The organism is Providencia sp. PROV004 (assembly GCF_011045615.1).
Lineage (GTDB): Bacteria > Pseudomonadota > Gammaproteobacteria > Enterobacterales > Enterobacteriaceae > Providencia > Providencia rettgeri.
This window is the reverse complement of the sequence record NZ_CP042859.1, coordinates 2,988,009-3,003,536: the sequence shown is the minus strand read 5'-3', so window position 1 is coordinate 3,003,536 and position 15,528 is coordinate 2,988,009. Positions and strand designations below refer to the sequence as shown.

Sequence of the window (15,528 nt, the reverse complement as noted above, 5' to 3'; positions counted from 1 at the left end):
GCTTAAGACATGAAACGTGATAGACACCCCAAGGAATCTGTATTGGGGTGGAAAAGTATGATTTGGTTGAATTGCGAACAATTTAAAGAGACTATTTTTTAATATGGAATGTACCTAAGAAGTGATTGCAATTACAGGGTTTGAGACATGAGGAAAATAAAATTAACTCAAGTCTCTGCCATTTCATCAACGCCTAACAATCAGTATAGGTAAATAAAGGTGTTTCAGGCTATTTCGGCGCTATTCTTATCAATGATGATCAGTTCATGCTGTTATCAACCAATTTTTGGGTGATTGTAATTGAAGCTTCAACGCCTAATATATATAAAGCCTGCTCTAAAAGTTCAATTTTAGATGCGTAATGAATATCGAGTAAGCGTTCTATCTGTTGTGCATTGATGTTCAGCCTGCGAGCGAGGTCGATGCGTTGTGTTGCAGAATTGAGAATCGCGTTATGCAAGGCAATTTTTAAGCAGCAGATTATGGGTAAATAAACAGTAAAGGTTGCTTCACTTTTTGTTTGTGTTGCTAATGGAATAGGTTTTCTGAGTTCAATTAGTTCAGCAAAAGAAGCGAGCAAAATTTCTTGGGCTTCTAACTCAACATCTTCTTTACAATAGCTAACGCCCTGTAGCCCAGAAAAATCACTAAAGTTGATTTCATATACGTTTTCTTCCTCAATGAAGTCTACAGTTGCTTGATAATTGAACATGCTTTTCCTTAAAATTATATTTTAGTGTGCTCAGTGTTGCATTGGTGCATGAGGAAAACAAGTTTATCACTTCACTGGCCTTGTCATTTTTTCATCATTTTGTCTATATTGATCCTACATACGACTTAGAGAGCATTGTAAGCAATATTAATGTGATCTTCTTAACATAAATATATCAATGAGAGTATCGTTTTATTCGGAAATTATTGAGAAACAAAGAAAACAAGTGTGAAGACTGTCGCAAATTGGAGAATATTTTTGCTCATAAAAAGCACAATAAATTTGTTTGTTTTATAAGCAAGCTTCTCACTGAATTATTTTAACTAAAAGTCATTTTTTTCTATTCCTTCATTATTGGATTAAGCAATTTTACTTAAGTTAGGATGATGATTAGGGTATTTTGTTAAAATAAAAGTATATAGTAATCAAAGGTTACTATAACCTTGGTTAATCAAATTTGTTGTCATTGCGTGAAAACAGCTAGAACGGATAAGCATGAAGACATGTAATAATACGCTTAGTCGTTTTTATTTTAAGTACCAATCGAATGTTTTAAAAGTGATATGAAAAATATATAGAAAATGGAATGTTCTTAATTGAAACCTTCATTTTTCACCCTTAACACAAAAGTGATTGGTTAACGTAGGTTGATCTTTTTATTAAAAAAAATGAAATCTCAGCTACTTTATATAAAAAAACAAATATTAATTAATCAAAAAAAATTACTTTAATGAATTAATAACAAAGTGATTACTTAAAATATTAAAAAAACAAAAATAACCAGTAAAAGTATTTAAGCTAAATAGTTTTTTATTATTGGTAATTTATTTAAATTTTATTAATTTTATTAATATTACGAGATGATGACATTATAATCATTGTTTAATTAATCTAATGAGAATTGGGGGCGGATACTTAATATGTATGACAATATAGTGAGAGTTTGTATGATAACTACGATTGAATAATTTTGAACGATGGTTGTAATGTAGATTAAACTTATTGAAAATTAATGATTAAGTTTTATTCCAATAGTGCCGATAACGGCTTATTACAGACATGGGTAACTCAGTTTCTTAATACTAAAAATTGATTTGGATCAATATGTTGTTTTTGATGTTGTGCTTGGTTTTTTTCGCTTGGTAATCACATGTAAAGAGTGAATGCTTTGATTAAAATCCTGCCATTTTGCTTAAGGTGACTAAAAATGTTGTGGATATTTAGGATAAAGCAATAGAAGATAAAGAGATAATGAATATTATTTAATGAATTAAGGGGTAATCATCCCATTGGTATAAAAAGAAACATAAGTACCTTGAATAGTTAATTTAGTGGTGCATAATAATTAGCGACTAATAATGACATCAGCCATTTCTGATTTTTACGGGAACCGCTAATTTTTTAGTCATTCTTTATTGTTGTAGGTATTCAGGAAATATCTTTAATTTAAGTTTGGAAATTTGTGTGTTTATACTCCAAATTGGGTACTTTTGAATGGATGACATGGGAAAATTAATGGAATTGTATTTACCCAATTTAATTACTTTTTAAATTTAATAATTTGATTACACAATACTTTCAAATTTATATTTGTTCTTTTTGCACACAGATCGCACAGATGTTGATAATTTTCGGAAAGGAAAAAAAATGAGCTCGACGACAGATTTTCTGAAGCATATATACGATATTAACCTCTCATATTTGCTATTAGCCCAAAAACTCATCTCCCAAGAGAAAGCCTCTGCGATGTTTCGTTTAGGTATCTCTGATGCAATGGCAACTACTTTAGCAGACCTTACACTCCCTCAATTAGTCAAATTAGCAGAGACAAACCAGCTAATCTGCCAGTTTAGATTTGATAATAGTGACACAATTGAAAAGCTAACCCGTGATTCAAGAGTTGATGAATTGCAACAAATTCATACAGGTATCTTACTTTCGACCCGATTATTGCAAACGCATAATGAGGGCGACACAGAAATAGCGAGAAAAAGATGAGTACCGCAGCTGAAAAAAGTATAGTCCAAGAAGCGAATGATATTCGATTAGCCATGGAACTAATCTCTTTAGGCGCTCGCCTTCAAATGTTAGAAAGTGAAACTCAAATTAGTCGTGGTCGTTTAGTTCGTTTATATAAAGAGCTAAGAGGCTGCCCACCACCAAAAGGCATGCTACCTTTTTCTACAGATTGGTTTATGACGTGGGAACAGAATATTCATTCATCCATGTTCTATAATGCTTATCAATTTTTACTTAAAAGTGGTCAATGTCGTGGTGTGGATGCCATATTAAAAGCCTACAGGTTATACCTTGAACAGTGCATTCCAGAACCTGGTGAGGAGCCTTTGTTAGCTTTAACACGCGCTTGGACATTAGTCCGTTTTGTGGAAAGTGGCATGTTACAAAGTTCACAATGTAGCTGTTGCCATGGTTCTTTTATTACTTACGCACATATTCCTGAAAATAGCTTTACTTGTAGTTTATGCCAACCGCCATCACGTGCAATAAAAAAACGTAAACTTTCCGAGCATCTAGCCGATATTACGGTATATCGACAGGATGGCATTACTAAAGCGGTAATGTAATTGGATTGATTTGGTTAACAGGCAAAGGTTTTTGCCTGTCACTCCTAATATTCCCTTTGACTGCCATCTGTTAACCAACGGAGTGAAAGGGAATATTGTGTTAATACTCATCGGGTATATCATTGTTACAGTTGCGGTTATAGGCGGATACTTAATGGTCGGTGGCCATTTGGGTGCGCTTTATCAACCTGCTGAATTTGTTATTATTTTAGGTGCAGGTTTAGGTGCCTTTGTTGTTGGTAACAGTGGCAAATCCATCGTCGCCTTGTGTAAAGTATTACCAAAACTCTTTCGTCGTTCCTCTTACAATAAAACAATGTCAATGGACTTAATGGCGTTGTTATTTCAATTACTTAATAAATCACGCCAGCAAGGGTTACTTGCACTTGAAAAAGATATTGATAACCCAAGTGAAAGTGAAATTTTTTCCCAGTATCCCCGTATTTTAAAAGACGAATCCACCATGATGTTCATCGTGGACTACTTACGTTTGATGGTAAGCAGTAACTTACAAAGCCATGAAATTGAAGCATTAATGGACGAAGAGTTAGAAACTTTTCGCCAAGAAAATGAAGTACCGGCTTCGGGGTTAAATATGGTCGGTGACTCTATGCCTGCATTTGGGATCGTTGCGGCCGTTTTGGGTGTCGTAAATGCCTTGGGCTCAGCGGATCGTCCTGCTGGTGAATTGGGTGCTTTAATTGCTCATGCTATGGTGGGAACATTTCTAGGTATTTTAGTGGCTTATGGCTTCATTTTACCTTTGGCTGCACTAATAAGACTACGCAGTAGTGAGCAATTGAAAATGATGGAATGCATTAAAGTGACTTTCCTTTCAGCATTGCAAGGCTATGCCCCTCAAATTGCAGTGGAATTTGGCCGCAAGGTGTTATTCAGTGCAGATAGGCCTTCATTTGTTGAACTTGAAGATAAAGTTCGAGAAGTGAAAGTTGGTGCCCGCTCACAAGAAACAACTGAGGAGTAACTAACGGATGGCAGCCAATACACCGCATGTTATTCGGGTTAAAAAACGCAGTTCGCATCAGCAAAACGGGCATGGCGGTTCATGGAAAATTGCTTATGCCGATTTTATGACGGCGATGATGGCATTTTTTTTAGTGATGTGGCTAATCTCAATTTCAAGTCCTCAAGAATTAACTCAAATTGCCGAGTATTTTCGTACTCCCTTAAGTACAGCTATCAACCCAGGAAGTAAAAGTGGAGATGCCACAAACCCTATTCCAGGTGGTGGTAAAGACCCTATTTTCCGTGATGGGGATGTGATGCCAGAACCTAATAATATTATTGATGGAAATGCAAACTATCGTTTTGAAAAATTAAAAGAGTCACTTGAGCAGGCCATTTTAAAAGACCCACGTTTGAATGAATTAAAGCCACATTTACTGATTGATATGATCAACGATGGGCTACGAATTCAAATTGTAGATAGTGAAAATCGCCCAATGTTTAAAGTTGGTTCGGCAATGGTTGAACCGTATATGCGTGATATTTTGCGAGCAATAGCACCACTTCTTAATGATGTTCCCAATCGAATTAGTATCTCCGGTCATACTGATGACCTCGCTTATGCCAACGGAGCCAATTACAGCAACTGGGAGCTTTCATCTGATCGCGCGAATGCTTCACGCCGTGAATTGATTCGCGGTGGAATGGATGAAAATAAAGTCTTACGCGTGGTTGGAATGGCATCAGCTATTCATTTAGACAAAGATGATGGCTTTGCTCCGATCAACCGCCGGATAAGTATCATTGTTTTAAATGATGAAGAAACAAAGCAGATCCTCCGTGAATATGATGGCGCGAAGCCGATCAATGATGTGCTGAATAAACCGCAAAAGCCCACACCAGAAACGTCCGTGGGTGTTGTCGCTGCGGTGAAAATACCGTGATGAATTGCTGTTATTTGAATTTATTACATAACATGTTTAGTTGCCTGCCGGAATGTCCGGCAGTCAGCGTTAAGTGAAACTTAAGCGAAATTGGATAAAAACCATGGATATTACCGAGTTTTATCAAACATTTTTCGATGAAGCTGATGAGTTGCTCAGGGATATGGAACAACATTTACTTGAGCTTGATCCTTTTGACCCGGATAGCGAGCAGCTAAATGCCATCTTCCGCAGTGCCCATTCAATAAAAGGAGGGGCTGCAACCTTTGGTTTCACTCAGTTGCAGAATACGACTCATACATTGGAAAACCTTTTAGATAAGGCGCGTCATGATGAGTTAACACTCACACCTGACATTATTGATGTTTTTCTTGATACTAAGGATGTCATGGCATCACAGTTAGATGCCTATAAAAATGATTCTTTGCCGGATGAAGAGACCTTTAAGCGCATTTGTGAGGTGCTTAGCCGGGTTGAAAATAGAGCAGAAGAGGTCACTGAAACAACGGCTGCGTTACCTGAGACTAAAGTTGATGTTGCGGTTGTTGAAGAAGCTCCCGCAGAGCAAGGTGAATATTCACACTACTTTATGATCTCGTTAAATCAGCTCAAAGAAAATGAAGTTGATTTACTGGCAGATGAGCTCAGTTTATTTGGGCACTTGTATCATACTGAAAAAACAGCAAATAGTTTGCAAGCATGGCTTGGTACAAACACTGATATTGATGATATTAGTGGCGTATTATGTTTTGTGGTGGATGAATCACAGATTGCTCACCAAGTCGTATCATTTGCGGATTGCCTCGCCTTATCTCCTGAAGAAGTCATCACGGATGGCTCCGATGGCACAATCGAAATTAAGATTCCTGAGCCGGAGAAAGAAGCAAAACCTGTAACTGTTTCACCAGCGGTAGCTGCGCCTGCAAATACATCGAAAAAACCTGCAATCGCTAAACCGAAAGGGGATTCGAGCAGTATTCGTGTGGCTGTAGAGAAAGTTGACCAGTTGATCAACTTAGTCGGGGAGTTGGTCATTATTCAATCAATGCTGACCCAACATAGTCAGCATGTCGATCAAAATGAATACAGTGATTTATTAAGCTCAATCGTACAGTTGGAGCGTAATTCTCGCGCCTTGCAAGAATCCGTTATGTCAATTCGCATGATGCCAATGGATTACGTATTTAGTCGTTTCCCACGCATGGTACGGGATATAGCATCGAAATTAGGTAAAAAAATCGAGCTGAAAGTGGAAGGAAGTTCAACTGAACTCGATAAAAGCTTGATTGAGCGCATCGTCGATCCCCTGAATCACCTTGTTCGTAATAGCCTCGACCATGGGATTGAAAAGCCAGAAGTTCGCGTGGCAAATGGTAAGCCAGAAGCTGGCACATTGACCTTAGCGGCAGCACATCAAAGTGGCAATATTTGCATTGAAGTTCGTGATGATGGCGCAGGGCTAAACCGTGAACGTATTTTGGCAAAAGCGAAGTCACAAGGCATGAACGTGCATGATGGTATGAGCAATGATGAAGTTGCGATGCTGATTATGGCTCCAGGATTTTCAACCGCAGAGGTAGTGACAGACGTTTCGGGACGCGGTGTTGGAATGGATGTGGTGAAAAGAAATATCCAAGACATGGGCGGTCGTATTCAAATCGGTTTTACCGAAGGCAAAGGCACCATTATCCGCATCTTATTACCGCTCACTTTAGCGATTTTGGATGGGATGTCGGTGAAAGTAGCGGAAGATGTCTTTATCGTGCCATTGAGTGCAATTATCAGCACGTTGCAGCCTCGACAAGAGGATATTTATCGCTTGGCTGGAGAGGAAAAAATGCTGCTTGTGCGAGGTGAATATCTACCGCTTGTTGAATTACACCACGTATTTTCCATCGAAGAAGCCGAACGAAATTTAGATAACAGTATTGTGCTGATTATTCAGAATGCAGGTCATCGTTTTGCATTGTTGGTCGACAAATTAGTTGGGCAGCAGCAAGTGGTGGTGAAAAACATTGAAAGTAATTATCGCAAGATCCCCGGTATTTCCGCAGCAACGATTATGGGTGATGGTTCTGTTGCATTGATTTTAGATGTGGCTGAACTACAAAAAATGAATAACAGCATTTTGATTAAAAAGAAACAGCAGGTTTCTCAACCTGTCGTGCACTAAATAGAGGCCATACACCATGTCTATGTTAGATGATGATTTAAATAAACACGAAGAAGAAAAAAACGGCGAAGGCTACCTCATTTTTACCTTGGGTGAAGAAGAGTATGGCATTGAGATCTTAAAAGTGCAGGAAATTCGTGGTTACGAACAAGTGACTCGTATCGCGAATACCCCTGATTTTATCAAAGGAGTGACTAACTTACGTGGGGTCATCATTCCGATTATTGATTTACGGGTGAAATTCTCCCATGAAAACGTGGTGTATAACGATAACACGGTCGTTATCGTAGTGAATTTAAAAGATCGCGTCGTTGGTATTGTCGTCGATGGAGTTTCGGATGTACTGGTCTTGAATGAAGAACAAATTGCACCGCCACCTGATTTTGCCGTGACATTATCAACACAATATCTGACAGGGCTCGGAACATTAAACGACCGTATGTTGATTTTAGTCGATATCGAAAAATTATTAACAAGCGATGAAATGGCGCTGATTGACAGCATGGCTGAGTAATTCTCAGCCCCAACAATTGTTCAAATAATAATAAGTCATTAACTAAAGTTTTTGGTTGGATGACCGATATCCCAAATACAACAAAATTATGTTAGTAAAACGTCATGTACAGTCGAATTAAAATCGTATCGGGACTTTTGTCCGTCATTTTTATCTTTATTTTGCTGCAACTGGTATCCAGTGGGTTGATGTTTACCAAACTGGGCGATAACAGCGACAGCATCAGTTATTTGAATTCATTACAACGCCAAAGACAAGTATTAACGGAAAGCTGGGTCAATTTGTTACAAGCTCGAGCTAACTTAAACCGCTCTATCAATGCCTATTTACTTGAAGGTCGTAAAATTCAAGACGATGCAACGACAGAAGATTTGATTAAAGCCGCTAAACGTAACTTTAAATCAGCGGATGATGCCTATGCACGTTATAACAAGCTGATGCAAAGTTCGGATTATGATAAGGCCAAATTTGAAAAACTATTTAGCACCTATGAAACCTATCGTGATGCGTTAATCAAGCTAGGTGAATTCGCTGAAAAAGGTGACCTTGAAGGCTTTTATGCACACAGAACCTCAGGGCACCAAGTAAAATTTGAAGAGCAATTTAACGCTTATTTTGCGGATATCTCAGCAGATTTTCAAGCCGAAGTCGTTAACGCAGATAATAACTATCGCCAATCTTTATATATGTTGGTGACGCTATTTATCTTACTCGCCTTAATTGGCTTCTTTAGTTATCGCTATGTTCGTAAAGGCATTATTGAACCACTCGGTATCTTAATTGAGCGTATTAAAGTCTTTACTTCAGGCGATTTAACACCGAATGTGACAACAATTGCCAAGAATGAAATTGGTGAGTTGGCCAATGGTGTTCAACATATGCAGCAGGAATTGATTAATACCGTTCGTGGTGTGCTAGATGGTAGCGAAACTATTTACCAAGGTACAACCGAAATTGCAGCAGGTAACAATGACTTATCTGCACGAACTGAGCAGCAAGTTGCTTGCTTAGAAGAAACCTCAGCCAGTATGAGTGAGCTGACTGCAACCGTAAAACAAAATACGGAATACGCCCACCAAGCGAGTGAATTTGCAAACCAAGCTTCAGTGATAGCAAAAGAGGGTGGCAAAGTGGTATCGAATGTGGTCAGTACCATGCTGAACATTGCCGATAGCTCACAGAAAATCTCTGATATTACTGCGGTTATCGATAGCATCGCCTTCCAAACCAACATCTTAGCGCTAAACGCAGCGGTTGAAGCGGCGCGAGCAGGTGAGCATGGTCGTGGTTTTGCTGTGGTGGCTGATGAAGTGCGTAATTTAGCACAACGCAGTGCTGATGCGGCTAAAGAGATTAAAACGTTAATTGAAGATTCAGTGTCAAGAACTGGGACAGGCGCTCGCCAAGCAGAAGATGCGGGCGAAACAATGACCAAGATTGTTGAGTCTGTCACACGTGTCACTGACATTATGACGCACATTGCAACTGCATCAGACGAGCAAAGTAAAGGAATTGCACAGGTCAGCATCGCTGTTGCAGAAATGGATAAGGTTACACAGCAAAATGCGTCGCTGGTTGAGCAGTCTGCGGTTGCAGCCAATGTATTGGAAGAACAAGTGGCAAAACTGTCGCAATTGATTTCCATCTTCCGTTTACCACCATTAAAACAAAGCGAAATACGCAATATTCAGCCGGCAGCAAGAACGGTTTCAAATATCGTTAAAACGCCGGATCTGACAAAACTGTCATCGAAAGAACATAAAGATGATGACAATTGGGAAACTTTCTAACGGTTAAGCTCAGTCTTTCGCTGCAAGGCTTTGGTTTTGCAGCGTTTCTGTGCATTAGAAAACAAGGCAATGTTTCAGAGGTTCAGTTCTCTTAGCTGGCACAAGTGGGGATTTCTATGTTTGGTAAAAATATCCGAATTTCGGTGAGTTTGTATCTACTTCTCATTTTATTTTGTGGGATGCAGATTGTGTCTAGCGGGGTTTCTGTCGGGATTGTTGTAAGTGAATTAAAATCTTTAGAGCGTATTGATTTGGGGTCTGATAAGCGAGCGATGCTTGAAGAAACCAGTAAACACCTAATGCAAGCACGCAACAGCTTAACGCAAATTGCTTTGCTGCATAAAGTGGGTGGTAACGAACCGTTGATTGAAGAAACGAGAGTAACTTTTGATAAATTACTCGAAGAAGCTGAGAAAGATTACACCACGTTTAAAAACCAGCCTCTTTTGAGTGAGAAAGAAAATCTCGCCGCTCTTGAGGCTCGGTATCAAGCCTTTGTATTGACACTCAAAGCATTAAAAACACATTTAGATAATAAAGATATTGCAGCCTATATTGAACTTCCTGCCCAAGAAAACCAGGATCAGTTGGAGCAAGTTGTCGAGGAATACCTTGAATTACTGAATGCTGAAAATGATGAGTCTCTTGCAGCAGCAAGAATGTATAACACGTTTGCGTGGAGTTCATTCGCTTCAGTGATTGTTATTATCCTTGCCGTTATTGTTTTTGTTAACTACTGGATGAAACGTAAAGTGATTAACCCATTGAAAAGTATGGGAGAGCACTTTGCATTAGTGGCTGATGGTAAACTCAATCAGAAAATTGAAGTCACTACCCGTGATGAAATTGGTGAGGTGTTTGGTAAGTTAAAAGACATGCAGGAGTCTCTAGCGACTTCAGTAACAGCGCTACGTTCAAATACGGACCAAATGTACACTGGTATCCGTGAAATCGCGTTAGGAAATAATAATTTATCTTCACGTACTGAACAGCAAGCGGCATCACTTGAAGAAACCGCAGCCAGTATGGAAGAGTTAACCGCTACGGTTAAGCAGAATGCGGATAACGCGCGCCAAGCCAGTGAACTTGCTGTTAGCGCATCGAAAACCGCAACGAAAGGCGGAGAGATCACCGAAGACGTGATTGACACCATGACTTCCATTTCCAATAGCTCACAAAAAATCAGTGCCATTATTAGTGTGATTGATGGCATCGCCTTCCAAACCAATATTTTAGCATTGAATGCTGCTGTTGAAGCTGCTCGAGCGGGTGAACAGGGGCGCGGTTTCTCTGTGGTTGCTGGTGAGGTTAGAGCATTAGCTCAGCGTAGTGCGGAAGCGGCAAAAGAAATTAAAACCTTGATTGATGAATCTGTTGGCAGAGTCAGCCAAGGTTCTCAATTAGTTAATGAAGCAGGTGCAACTATGAGTGAATTGGTTGCTGCAGTTAACCAAGTTACTGAATTAATGGGTAATATTGCCTCTGCATCCAATGAGCAAAGCCGTGGTATTGAGCAAGTCGCAACAGCAGTAAGCCAAATGGACTTAGTCACACAACAAAATGCGGCGTTAGTTGAGCAATCGACCAGTGCGACGGCAGCGCTAGAAGATCAAGCGAACAACTTAGTTGATACGGTTGCATTCTTTGAATTACCTGAAAGTCAATTAAATCGTAATCGGCGTTAAGTGTTGTGAAAACTCGTTTTTGAGTTTTCGGTGGATAATCGTAACTGGTTATTTTTTCTTAGGTTATCCATCCTAAAAGGCAGCCAAATAACTGGCTGCCTCTGGGTTTTTATTGAATAGGACGACAAGTACGATGCTTTTTGTACCACAGGTAAAACCACTGACTGATGATGAGTTTGGTCGGGTTTGTCGATTTATTCATAAAAAATCAGGCATTGTCCTCACCATGAATAAAAAAAATATGGTCTATAACCGGCTGTTAAAGCGGTTGCGTGATTGTAATATCGACAATTTTTCCGATTATTTACGGATGTTAGAGCGTGAGCCTCACCATGCAGAATGGCAAGCTTTCGTGAATGCTCTGACGACAAATTTAACCGCATTTTTTCGTGAACCGCACCACTTTGTGACGCTAGCAGACTTTGTTCGCACACGTAAAAATAGCGCGATTAATATTTGGTGCGCTGCATCTTCAACAGGAGAAGAGCCATATTCGATAGCCATGACATTGAGTGATGTGCTTGGGCCAAACGCAATTAATGCCAAAGTCATTGCCAGTGACATTGACACGGAAGTGCTAGAAAAAGCGAAACAAGGCGTGTATCGCATAGAAGAGCTGAAGTCTTTAACGGTATTACAGAGACAACGCTATTTTATGAAAGGCGTTGGCGAGTTTGATGGCTATGCGCGAGTCAAGCCAGCATTACGCCAAATGATTGAATTTCGTTATTTAAATTTGAGTGACCATGATTGGCAAATGCAACATCGATTTGATGCGATTTTTTGTCGTAACGTCATGATTTATTTTGATAAAGAGATGCAGATAAAAATGCTGGAGCGTTTTGCTCCATTGCTTAAGCCAGATGGTTTGTTATTTATTGGGCATTCTGAAAATTTATCGCAGTTATCACAAAGTTTCGTTATTAAAGGGCAAACCGTCTACAGCTTGCAAGCGGCGAGGAGGGGGTAATGAAAAAAATTAAAGTGCTATGTGTGGATGACTCAGCACTGATGCGCCAATTAATGCGCGAAATTATTAATAGCCATGATGACATGATAGTGGTTGATACCGCACCAGACCCTTATGTTGCTCGTGATTTAATCAAGCAATATGAGCCGGATGTGATTACGTTAGATGTGGAAATGCCACGAATGGATGGTATTGATTTCTTAGAGAAATTAATGCGCTTACACCCAATGCCTGTGGTCATGGTTTCAACATTAACGTCGAAAGGTTCTGAAGTGACATTAAAGGCGCTGGAATTAGGTGCTGTGGATTTTGTCACGAAACCGCAAATTGGTATTCGTGAAACCATGATGAGTTATCGCGATATTATTGGTGAAAAAATTCGCGCAGCAGCTATGTCAAAAATTACTCAGCGCAGCCGTTTTGCTCGTCCGGACAAAAAGGTCAGTGAGCCAGTTTCTCAAGCCAAAGCGCTCTCTCCCTATGTTTGTAACAGCCGTGTGATTGCGGTTGGCGCATCGACAGGTGGAACAGAGGCGATACGTCAATTTCTGGAAATGTTACCTCATGAATGCCCACCTGTCGTGATCACTCAGCATATGCCTGCGGGTTTTACGCGTTCTTTTGCTGATCGCTTAAATAAGCTGTGTGTATTGACCGTAAAAGAAGCTGAACACAACGAGCTATTACAAAAAGGCCATGCATATATCGCACCAGGCGATTCGCATATGTTGATTGCCGATAAAGGCAAGGGATTTCAAGTCATTTTACAGCAAAGCGAACCTGTTAACCGGCACCGTCCTTCTGTTGATGTGTTGTTCGATTCAGTAGCTCAATGTGTTGGGCGAAAATGCATTGGTATTTTATTGACGGGAATGGGGATGGATGGAGCGAAAGGACTATTAAATTTACGTAAGCAGGGGGCAATCACTTACGCACAAAACGAAAGTAGTTGTGTGGTATTTGGTATGCCGCGTGCTGCGATTGAAATGGGAGCTGCGGATGAAGTGCAAGATATTCTCAAGATTGCCCCAAGTGTTTTAGCAAGACTTTCTTCTGTCACGGTTTAACCCGGGGCAGGAATTCACAATTGTATTTTGAAGGAGTGGTTATGGCCGCTAAAGATCTCAGTTTTTTGGTTGTTGATGATTTTTCTACTATGCGCCGCATCGTTCGTAACTTATTAAAAGAGCTCGGATTTAATAAAATAGAAGAAGCGGAAGACGGTGTTGATGCCTTAGAGAAAATTCGTGCAGGCAGCATCGATTTTGTGGTTGCCGATTGGAATATGCCAAATATGGATGGTTTAGAACTGCTCAAAACTATTCGCGGTGATGATGCATTAAAGCACATCCCAGTTTTGATGGTGACGGCTGAAGCGAAAAAAGAAAATATTATTGCGGCTGCACAAGCGGGTGCGAGTGGTTACGTAGTTAAGCCGTTCACTGCCGCTATTTTAGAAGAAAAATTGAATAAAGTATTCGAAAAAATGGGTCTGCAATAACAGTGCGTGCCAAAGGAGATTTTCATGACTGAACAAGTGGGTATGGAAGGTATTCGCAATGGTAATGATGATTTAAAACAAGTCATTACACGCATTGGTACGCTAATGAGAACCCTGCGTGAAAGTATGCGCGAATTGGGCCTAGAAAAAAGCGTTCAACAAGCCGTGGCGAGTATTCCAGACGGAAAAGACAGGCTGCGTTATATCGCACAAATGACGGCGCAAGCGGCAGAAAAAACCTTAAATGGCATTGATGTCATCAAACCACTGCAAGTGGAAATGAATAAAAATGCGCAGGTGCTGCAACAGCAGTGGCAAGAAACCGCTGGAGATGCGGTTCCTGCACAATTGCGTGAGTCAACAGAAGCCTTTTTAGGACAGGTGATCCAAGACAGCGAAGTTACTAAAGCAGAGTTGTTGGAAATCATGATGGCGCAAGATTTCCAAGATTTAACAGGACAAGTCATCAAAAAAATGATGGAAGTGGTTGAAGAAGCTGAAAAACAACTGCTCGCATTATTAATGGAAAATACGCCACCTGAAATGCGTGCGAAAACGCAAAACGAAAGTTTGCTCAATGGCCCGCAAATCAATAAAGAAGGCGTTAATGTCATGGCATCACAGTCTCAGGTTGATGATTTACTTGATGAGTTAGGTTTCTAATTGCTAACAAGATTTTAATTAAACTACTCTAATTACATAGGATTAGGGTAGTTTTATTGTACTTGCGTTACAAGGAAGGGATTGCAATGATAAATAACGATTTAATTTCTACTTTCGTGATTAAAGAACAAAAAGAACAAGCTGATATCGTTCAAGAAAATAACGGGGATGTTGATGAGTGCTCTTCAGAATTACAAATGAGGCAAGCGTTAATCAATCAACTTAAAAAAGCGCGTTTAGCCAATAACTTAACCCAGATGCAAATTGCAGAAAAAATGCAAACTCAAAAGCAAAACGTGTCGCGTTTGGAAAAAGCGCAATTCGACCCGAAATTAGGCACATTATTAAAATATGCGGAAGCGGTTGGCTTGCGCCTTACCTTGGGTTTTCCTTCTAAGCCCTGAATTATATAGTGTATAAGTAAATCTATATGTATTCAGGTGAGTATTTAATCGCTAATCATGTTGATAGACTGCGATGATCTTACTGCCAAGTATTTGTGCAAATAGCTCAATAAAATCATCGCGGACATCCCAATTATGAAAACTAAAACCTAAATTACCGAATGCCCATTGCGGATCAAATTGCCACGCATTAAGTGGACCATGAAAATCGCAACAAAAACAAGCGAGGTTTTCTGGTTTTCCCTCATACCAATCGGATACCGTATCGCTCCATGCGTGGCTCTGTTCGCTTTGTTCACTGGCACATTGTGGGCAGTAAATACCGAGGCCATTGCCACCTGCGTGAAAAACCGTATGTTCAGTTACGATAGACAGGTAATTTTTTAGCATATCTTCCGGGAGTTGGGTCGGGACGATTTCATCATTAATGACGTATAAAATGGGTTCTTTGTGAGCGGGTGTAGGGCGATAAATGACTTCACCATATTCAACGCCTTGGAAATGTGGGTCAATAATGCCTTGTTCTTTTAGCCAGTCAAGCATGCGCTGGGCATGTTTGGGGGCATCTTCTAAGGAAATATCTGGGGCAACAAGGTGGCAAGTATTCATAATAACCCTTTA

At 39.9% G+C, this 15,528-nt stretch carries 15 protein-coding genes; 13 read left to right on the top strand and 2 right to left on the bottom strand.

The genetic code is table 11. The annotated features are described in order from the left end of the window. Positions 1–259: 259 nt before the first annotated feature. Entirely contained in the window at positions 260–712 is a 453-nt protein-coding gene (locus tag FVA69_RS13625; RefSeq protein ID WP_004909821.1) for a hypothetical protein, read from the bottom strand. Positions 713–2,359: 1,647 nt separating this feature from the next. Between FVA69_RS13625 and flhD the strand changes: the two genes are divergently transcribed. The 13 genes from flhD to FVA69_RS13560 all read left to right on the top strand — a co-directional run bounded on the left by flhD (position 2,360) and on the right by FVA69_RS13560 (position 14,907). Continuing rightward, positions 2,360–2,710: a flagellar transcriptional regulator FlhD gene (flhD, locus tag FVA69_RS13620; protein WP_004909823.1), complete on the top strand. Its 351-nt coding sequence runs from the start codon at positions 2,360–2,362 to the stop codon at positions 2,708–2,710. Next, a complete protein-coding gene (flhC, locus tag FVA69_RS13615) occupies positions 2,707–3,297 on the top strand; it encodes a flagellar transcriptional regulator FlhC (RefSeq protein ID WP_004909826.1) in 591 nt (196 codons plus the stop codon). The genes flhD and flhC overlap by 4 nt, the downstream gene beginning before the upstream one ends. Positions 3,298–3,394: 97 nt before the next feature. Beyond that, on the top strand, positions 3,395–4,282 hold the full coding sequence (gene motA, locus FVA69_RS13610) for a flagellar motor stator protein MotA (protein WP_004909829.1): 888 nt from the start codon (positions 3,395–3,397) through the stop codon (positions 4,280–4,282). 7 nt (positions 4,283–4,289) lie between these two features. Next, positions 4,290–5,207, top strand: a complete 918-nt coding sequence (gene motB, locus FVA69_RS13605) for a flagellar motor protein MotB (RefSeq protein ID WP_004909832.1) — start codon at positions 4,290–4,292, stop codon at positions 5,205–5,207. A 103-nt stretch (positions 5,208–5,310) separates the two neighbouring features. Then, positions 5,311–7,380 (top strand): chemotaxis protein CheA, encoded by a 2,070-nt coding sequence (cheA, locus tag FVA69_RS13600; protein WP_109911152.1) that lies wholly within the window; start codon positions 5,311–5,313, stop codon positions 7,378–7,380. A gap of 16 nt (positions 7,381–7,396) precedes the next feature. Further along, positions 7,397–7,894, top strand: coding sequence for a chemotaxis protein CheW (gene cheW / locus FVA69_RS13595; RefSeq protein ID WP_004909833.1), 498 nt, complete (start codon positions 7,397–7,399; stop codon positions 7,892–7,894). Between the two features lie 104 nt (positions 7,895–7,998). Next, on the top strand, positions 7,999–9,684 hold the full coding sequence (locus FVA69_RS13590; RefSeq protein WP_164528955.1) for a methyl-accepting chemotaxis protein: 1,686 nt from the start codon (positions 7,999–8,001) through the stop codon (positions 9,682–9,684). 116 nt (positions 9,685–9,800) lie between these two features. After that, complete coding sequence (locus tag FVA69_RS13585; RefSeq protein WP_109911154.1) at positions 9,801–11,369, top strand: methyl-accepting chemotaxis protein; 1,569 nt, start codon at positions 9,801–9,803, stop codon at positions 11,367–11,369. 133 nt (positions 11,370–11,502) lie between these two features. After that, positions 11,503–12,339: a CheR family methyltransferase gene (locus FVA69_RS13580; protein ID WP_164528954.1), complete on the top strand. Its 837-nt coding sequence runs from the start codon at positions 11,503–11,505 to the stop codon at positions 12,337–12,339. After that, on the top strand, positions 12,339–13,406 hold the full coding sequence (locus FVA69_RS13575; RefSeq protein WP_004909841.1) for a protein-glutamate methylesterase/protein-glutamine glutaminase: 1,068 nt from the start codon (positions 12,339–12,341) through the stop codon (positions 13,404–13,406). The genes FVA69_RS13580 and FVA69_RS13575 overlap by 1 nt, the downstream gene beginning before the upstream one ends. A 41-nt stretch (positions 13,407–13,447) precedes the next feature. Continuing rightward, positions 13,448–13,840, top strand: a complete 393-nt coding sequence (cheY, locus tag FVA69_RS13570) for a chemotaxis response regulator CheY (RefSeq protein WP_004909843.1) — start codon at positions 13,448–13,450, stop codon at positions 13,838–13,840. A 24-nt stretch (positions 13,841–13,864) separates the two neighbouring features. Further along, on the top strand, positions 13,865–14,503 hold the full coding sequence (locus FVA69_RS13565; protein ID WP_164528953.1) for a protein phosphatase CheZ: 639 nt from the start codon (positions 13,865–13,867) through the stop codon (positions 14,501–14,503). Between the two features lie 86 nt (positions 14,504–14,589). After that, on the top strand, positions 14,590–14,907 hold the full coding sequence (locus FVA69_RS13560) for a helix-turn-helix transcriptional regulator (protein ID WP_238789239.1): 318 nt from the start codon (positions 14,590–14,592) through the stop codon (positions 14,905–14,907). 51 nt (positions 14,908–14,958) lie between these two features. Here the strand turns inward: FVA69_RS13560 and FVA69_RS13555 are convergent, their stop codons facing one another. Further along, positions 14,959–15,516 carry a hypothetical protein gene (locus FVA69_RS13555; protein WP_164528952.1) on the bottom strand — a complete coding sequence of 186 codons (558 nt, stop codon included), beginning with the start codon at positions 15,514–15,516 and terminating at the stop codon, positions 14,959–14,961. Between the last annotated feature and the right edge of the window lie 12 nt (positions 15,517–15,528).

What these genes read in the sequence shown, in the direction of transcription:
- FVA69_RS13585 (WP_109911154.1), top strand. Translation starts at nt 9,801, where the DNA reads ATGTTTGGTAAAAATATCCGAATTTCGGTGAGTTTGTATCTACTTCTC.
- FVA69_RS13590 (WP_164528955.1), top strand. Translation starts at nt 7,999, where the DNA reads ATGTACAGTCGAATTAAAATCGTATCGGGACTTTTGTCCGTCATTTTT.
- FVA69_RS13560 (WP_238789239.1), top strand. Translation starts at nt 14,590, where the DNA reads ATGATAAATAACGATTTAATTTCTACTTTCGTGATTAAAGAACAAAAA.
- flhD (WP_004909823.1), top strand. Translation starts at nt 2,360, where the DNA reads ATGAGCTCGACGACAGATTTTCTGAAGCATATATACGATATTAACCTC.
- FVA69_RS13565 (WP_164528953.1), top strand. Translation starts at nt 13,865, where the DNA reads ATGACTGAACAAGTGGGTATGGAAGGTATTCGCAATGGTAATGATGAT.
- FVA69_RS13575 (WP_004909841.1), top strand. Translation starts at nt 12,339, where the DNA reads ATGAAAAAAATTAAAGTGCTATGTGTGGATGACTCAGCACTGATGCGC.
- cheY (WP_004909843.1), top strand. Translation starts at nt 13,448, where the DNA reads ATGGCCGCTAAAGATCTCAGTTTTTTGGTTGTTGATGATTTTTCTACT.
- cheA (WP_109911152.1), top strand. Translation starts at nt 5,311, where the DNA reads ATGGATATTACCGAGTTTTATCAAACATTTTTCGATGAAGCTGATGAG.
- FVA69_RS13580 (WP_164528954.1), top strand. Translation starts at nt 11,503, where the DNA reads ATGCTTTTTGTACCACAGGTAAAACCACTGACTGATGATGAGTTTGGT.
- cheW (WP_004909833.1), top strand. Translation starts at nt 7,397, where the DNA reads ATGTCTATGTTAGATGATGATTTAAATAAACACGAAGAAGAAAAAAAC.
- FVA69_RS13555 (WP_164528952.1), bottom strand. Translation starts at nt 15,516, where the DNA reads ATGAATACTTGCCACCTTGTTGCCCCAGATATTTCCTTAGAAGATGCC.
- motB (WP_004909832.1), top strand. Translation starts at nt 4,290, where the DNA reads ATGGCAGCCAATACACCGCATGTTATTCGGGTTAAAAAACGCAGTTCG.
- FVA69_RS13625 (WP_004909821.1), bottom strand. Translation starts at nt 712, where the DNA reads ATGTTCAATTATCAAGCAACTGTAGACTTCATTGAGGAAGAAAACGTA.
- flhC (WP_004909826.1), top strand. Translation starts at nt 2,707, where the DNA reads ATGAGTACCGCAGCTGAAAAAAGTATAGTCCAAGAAGCGAATGATATT.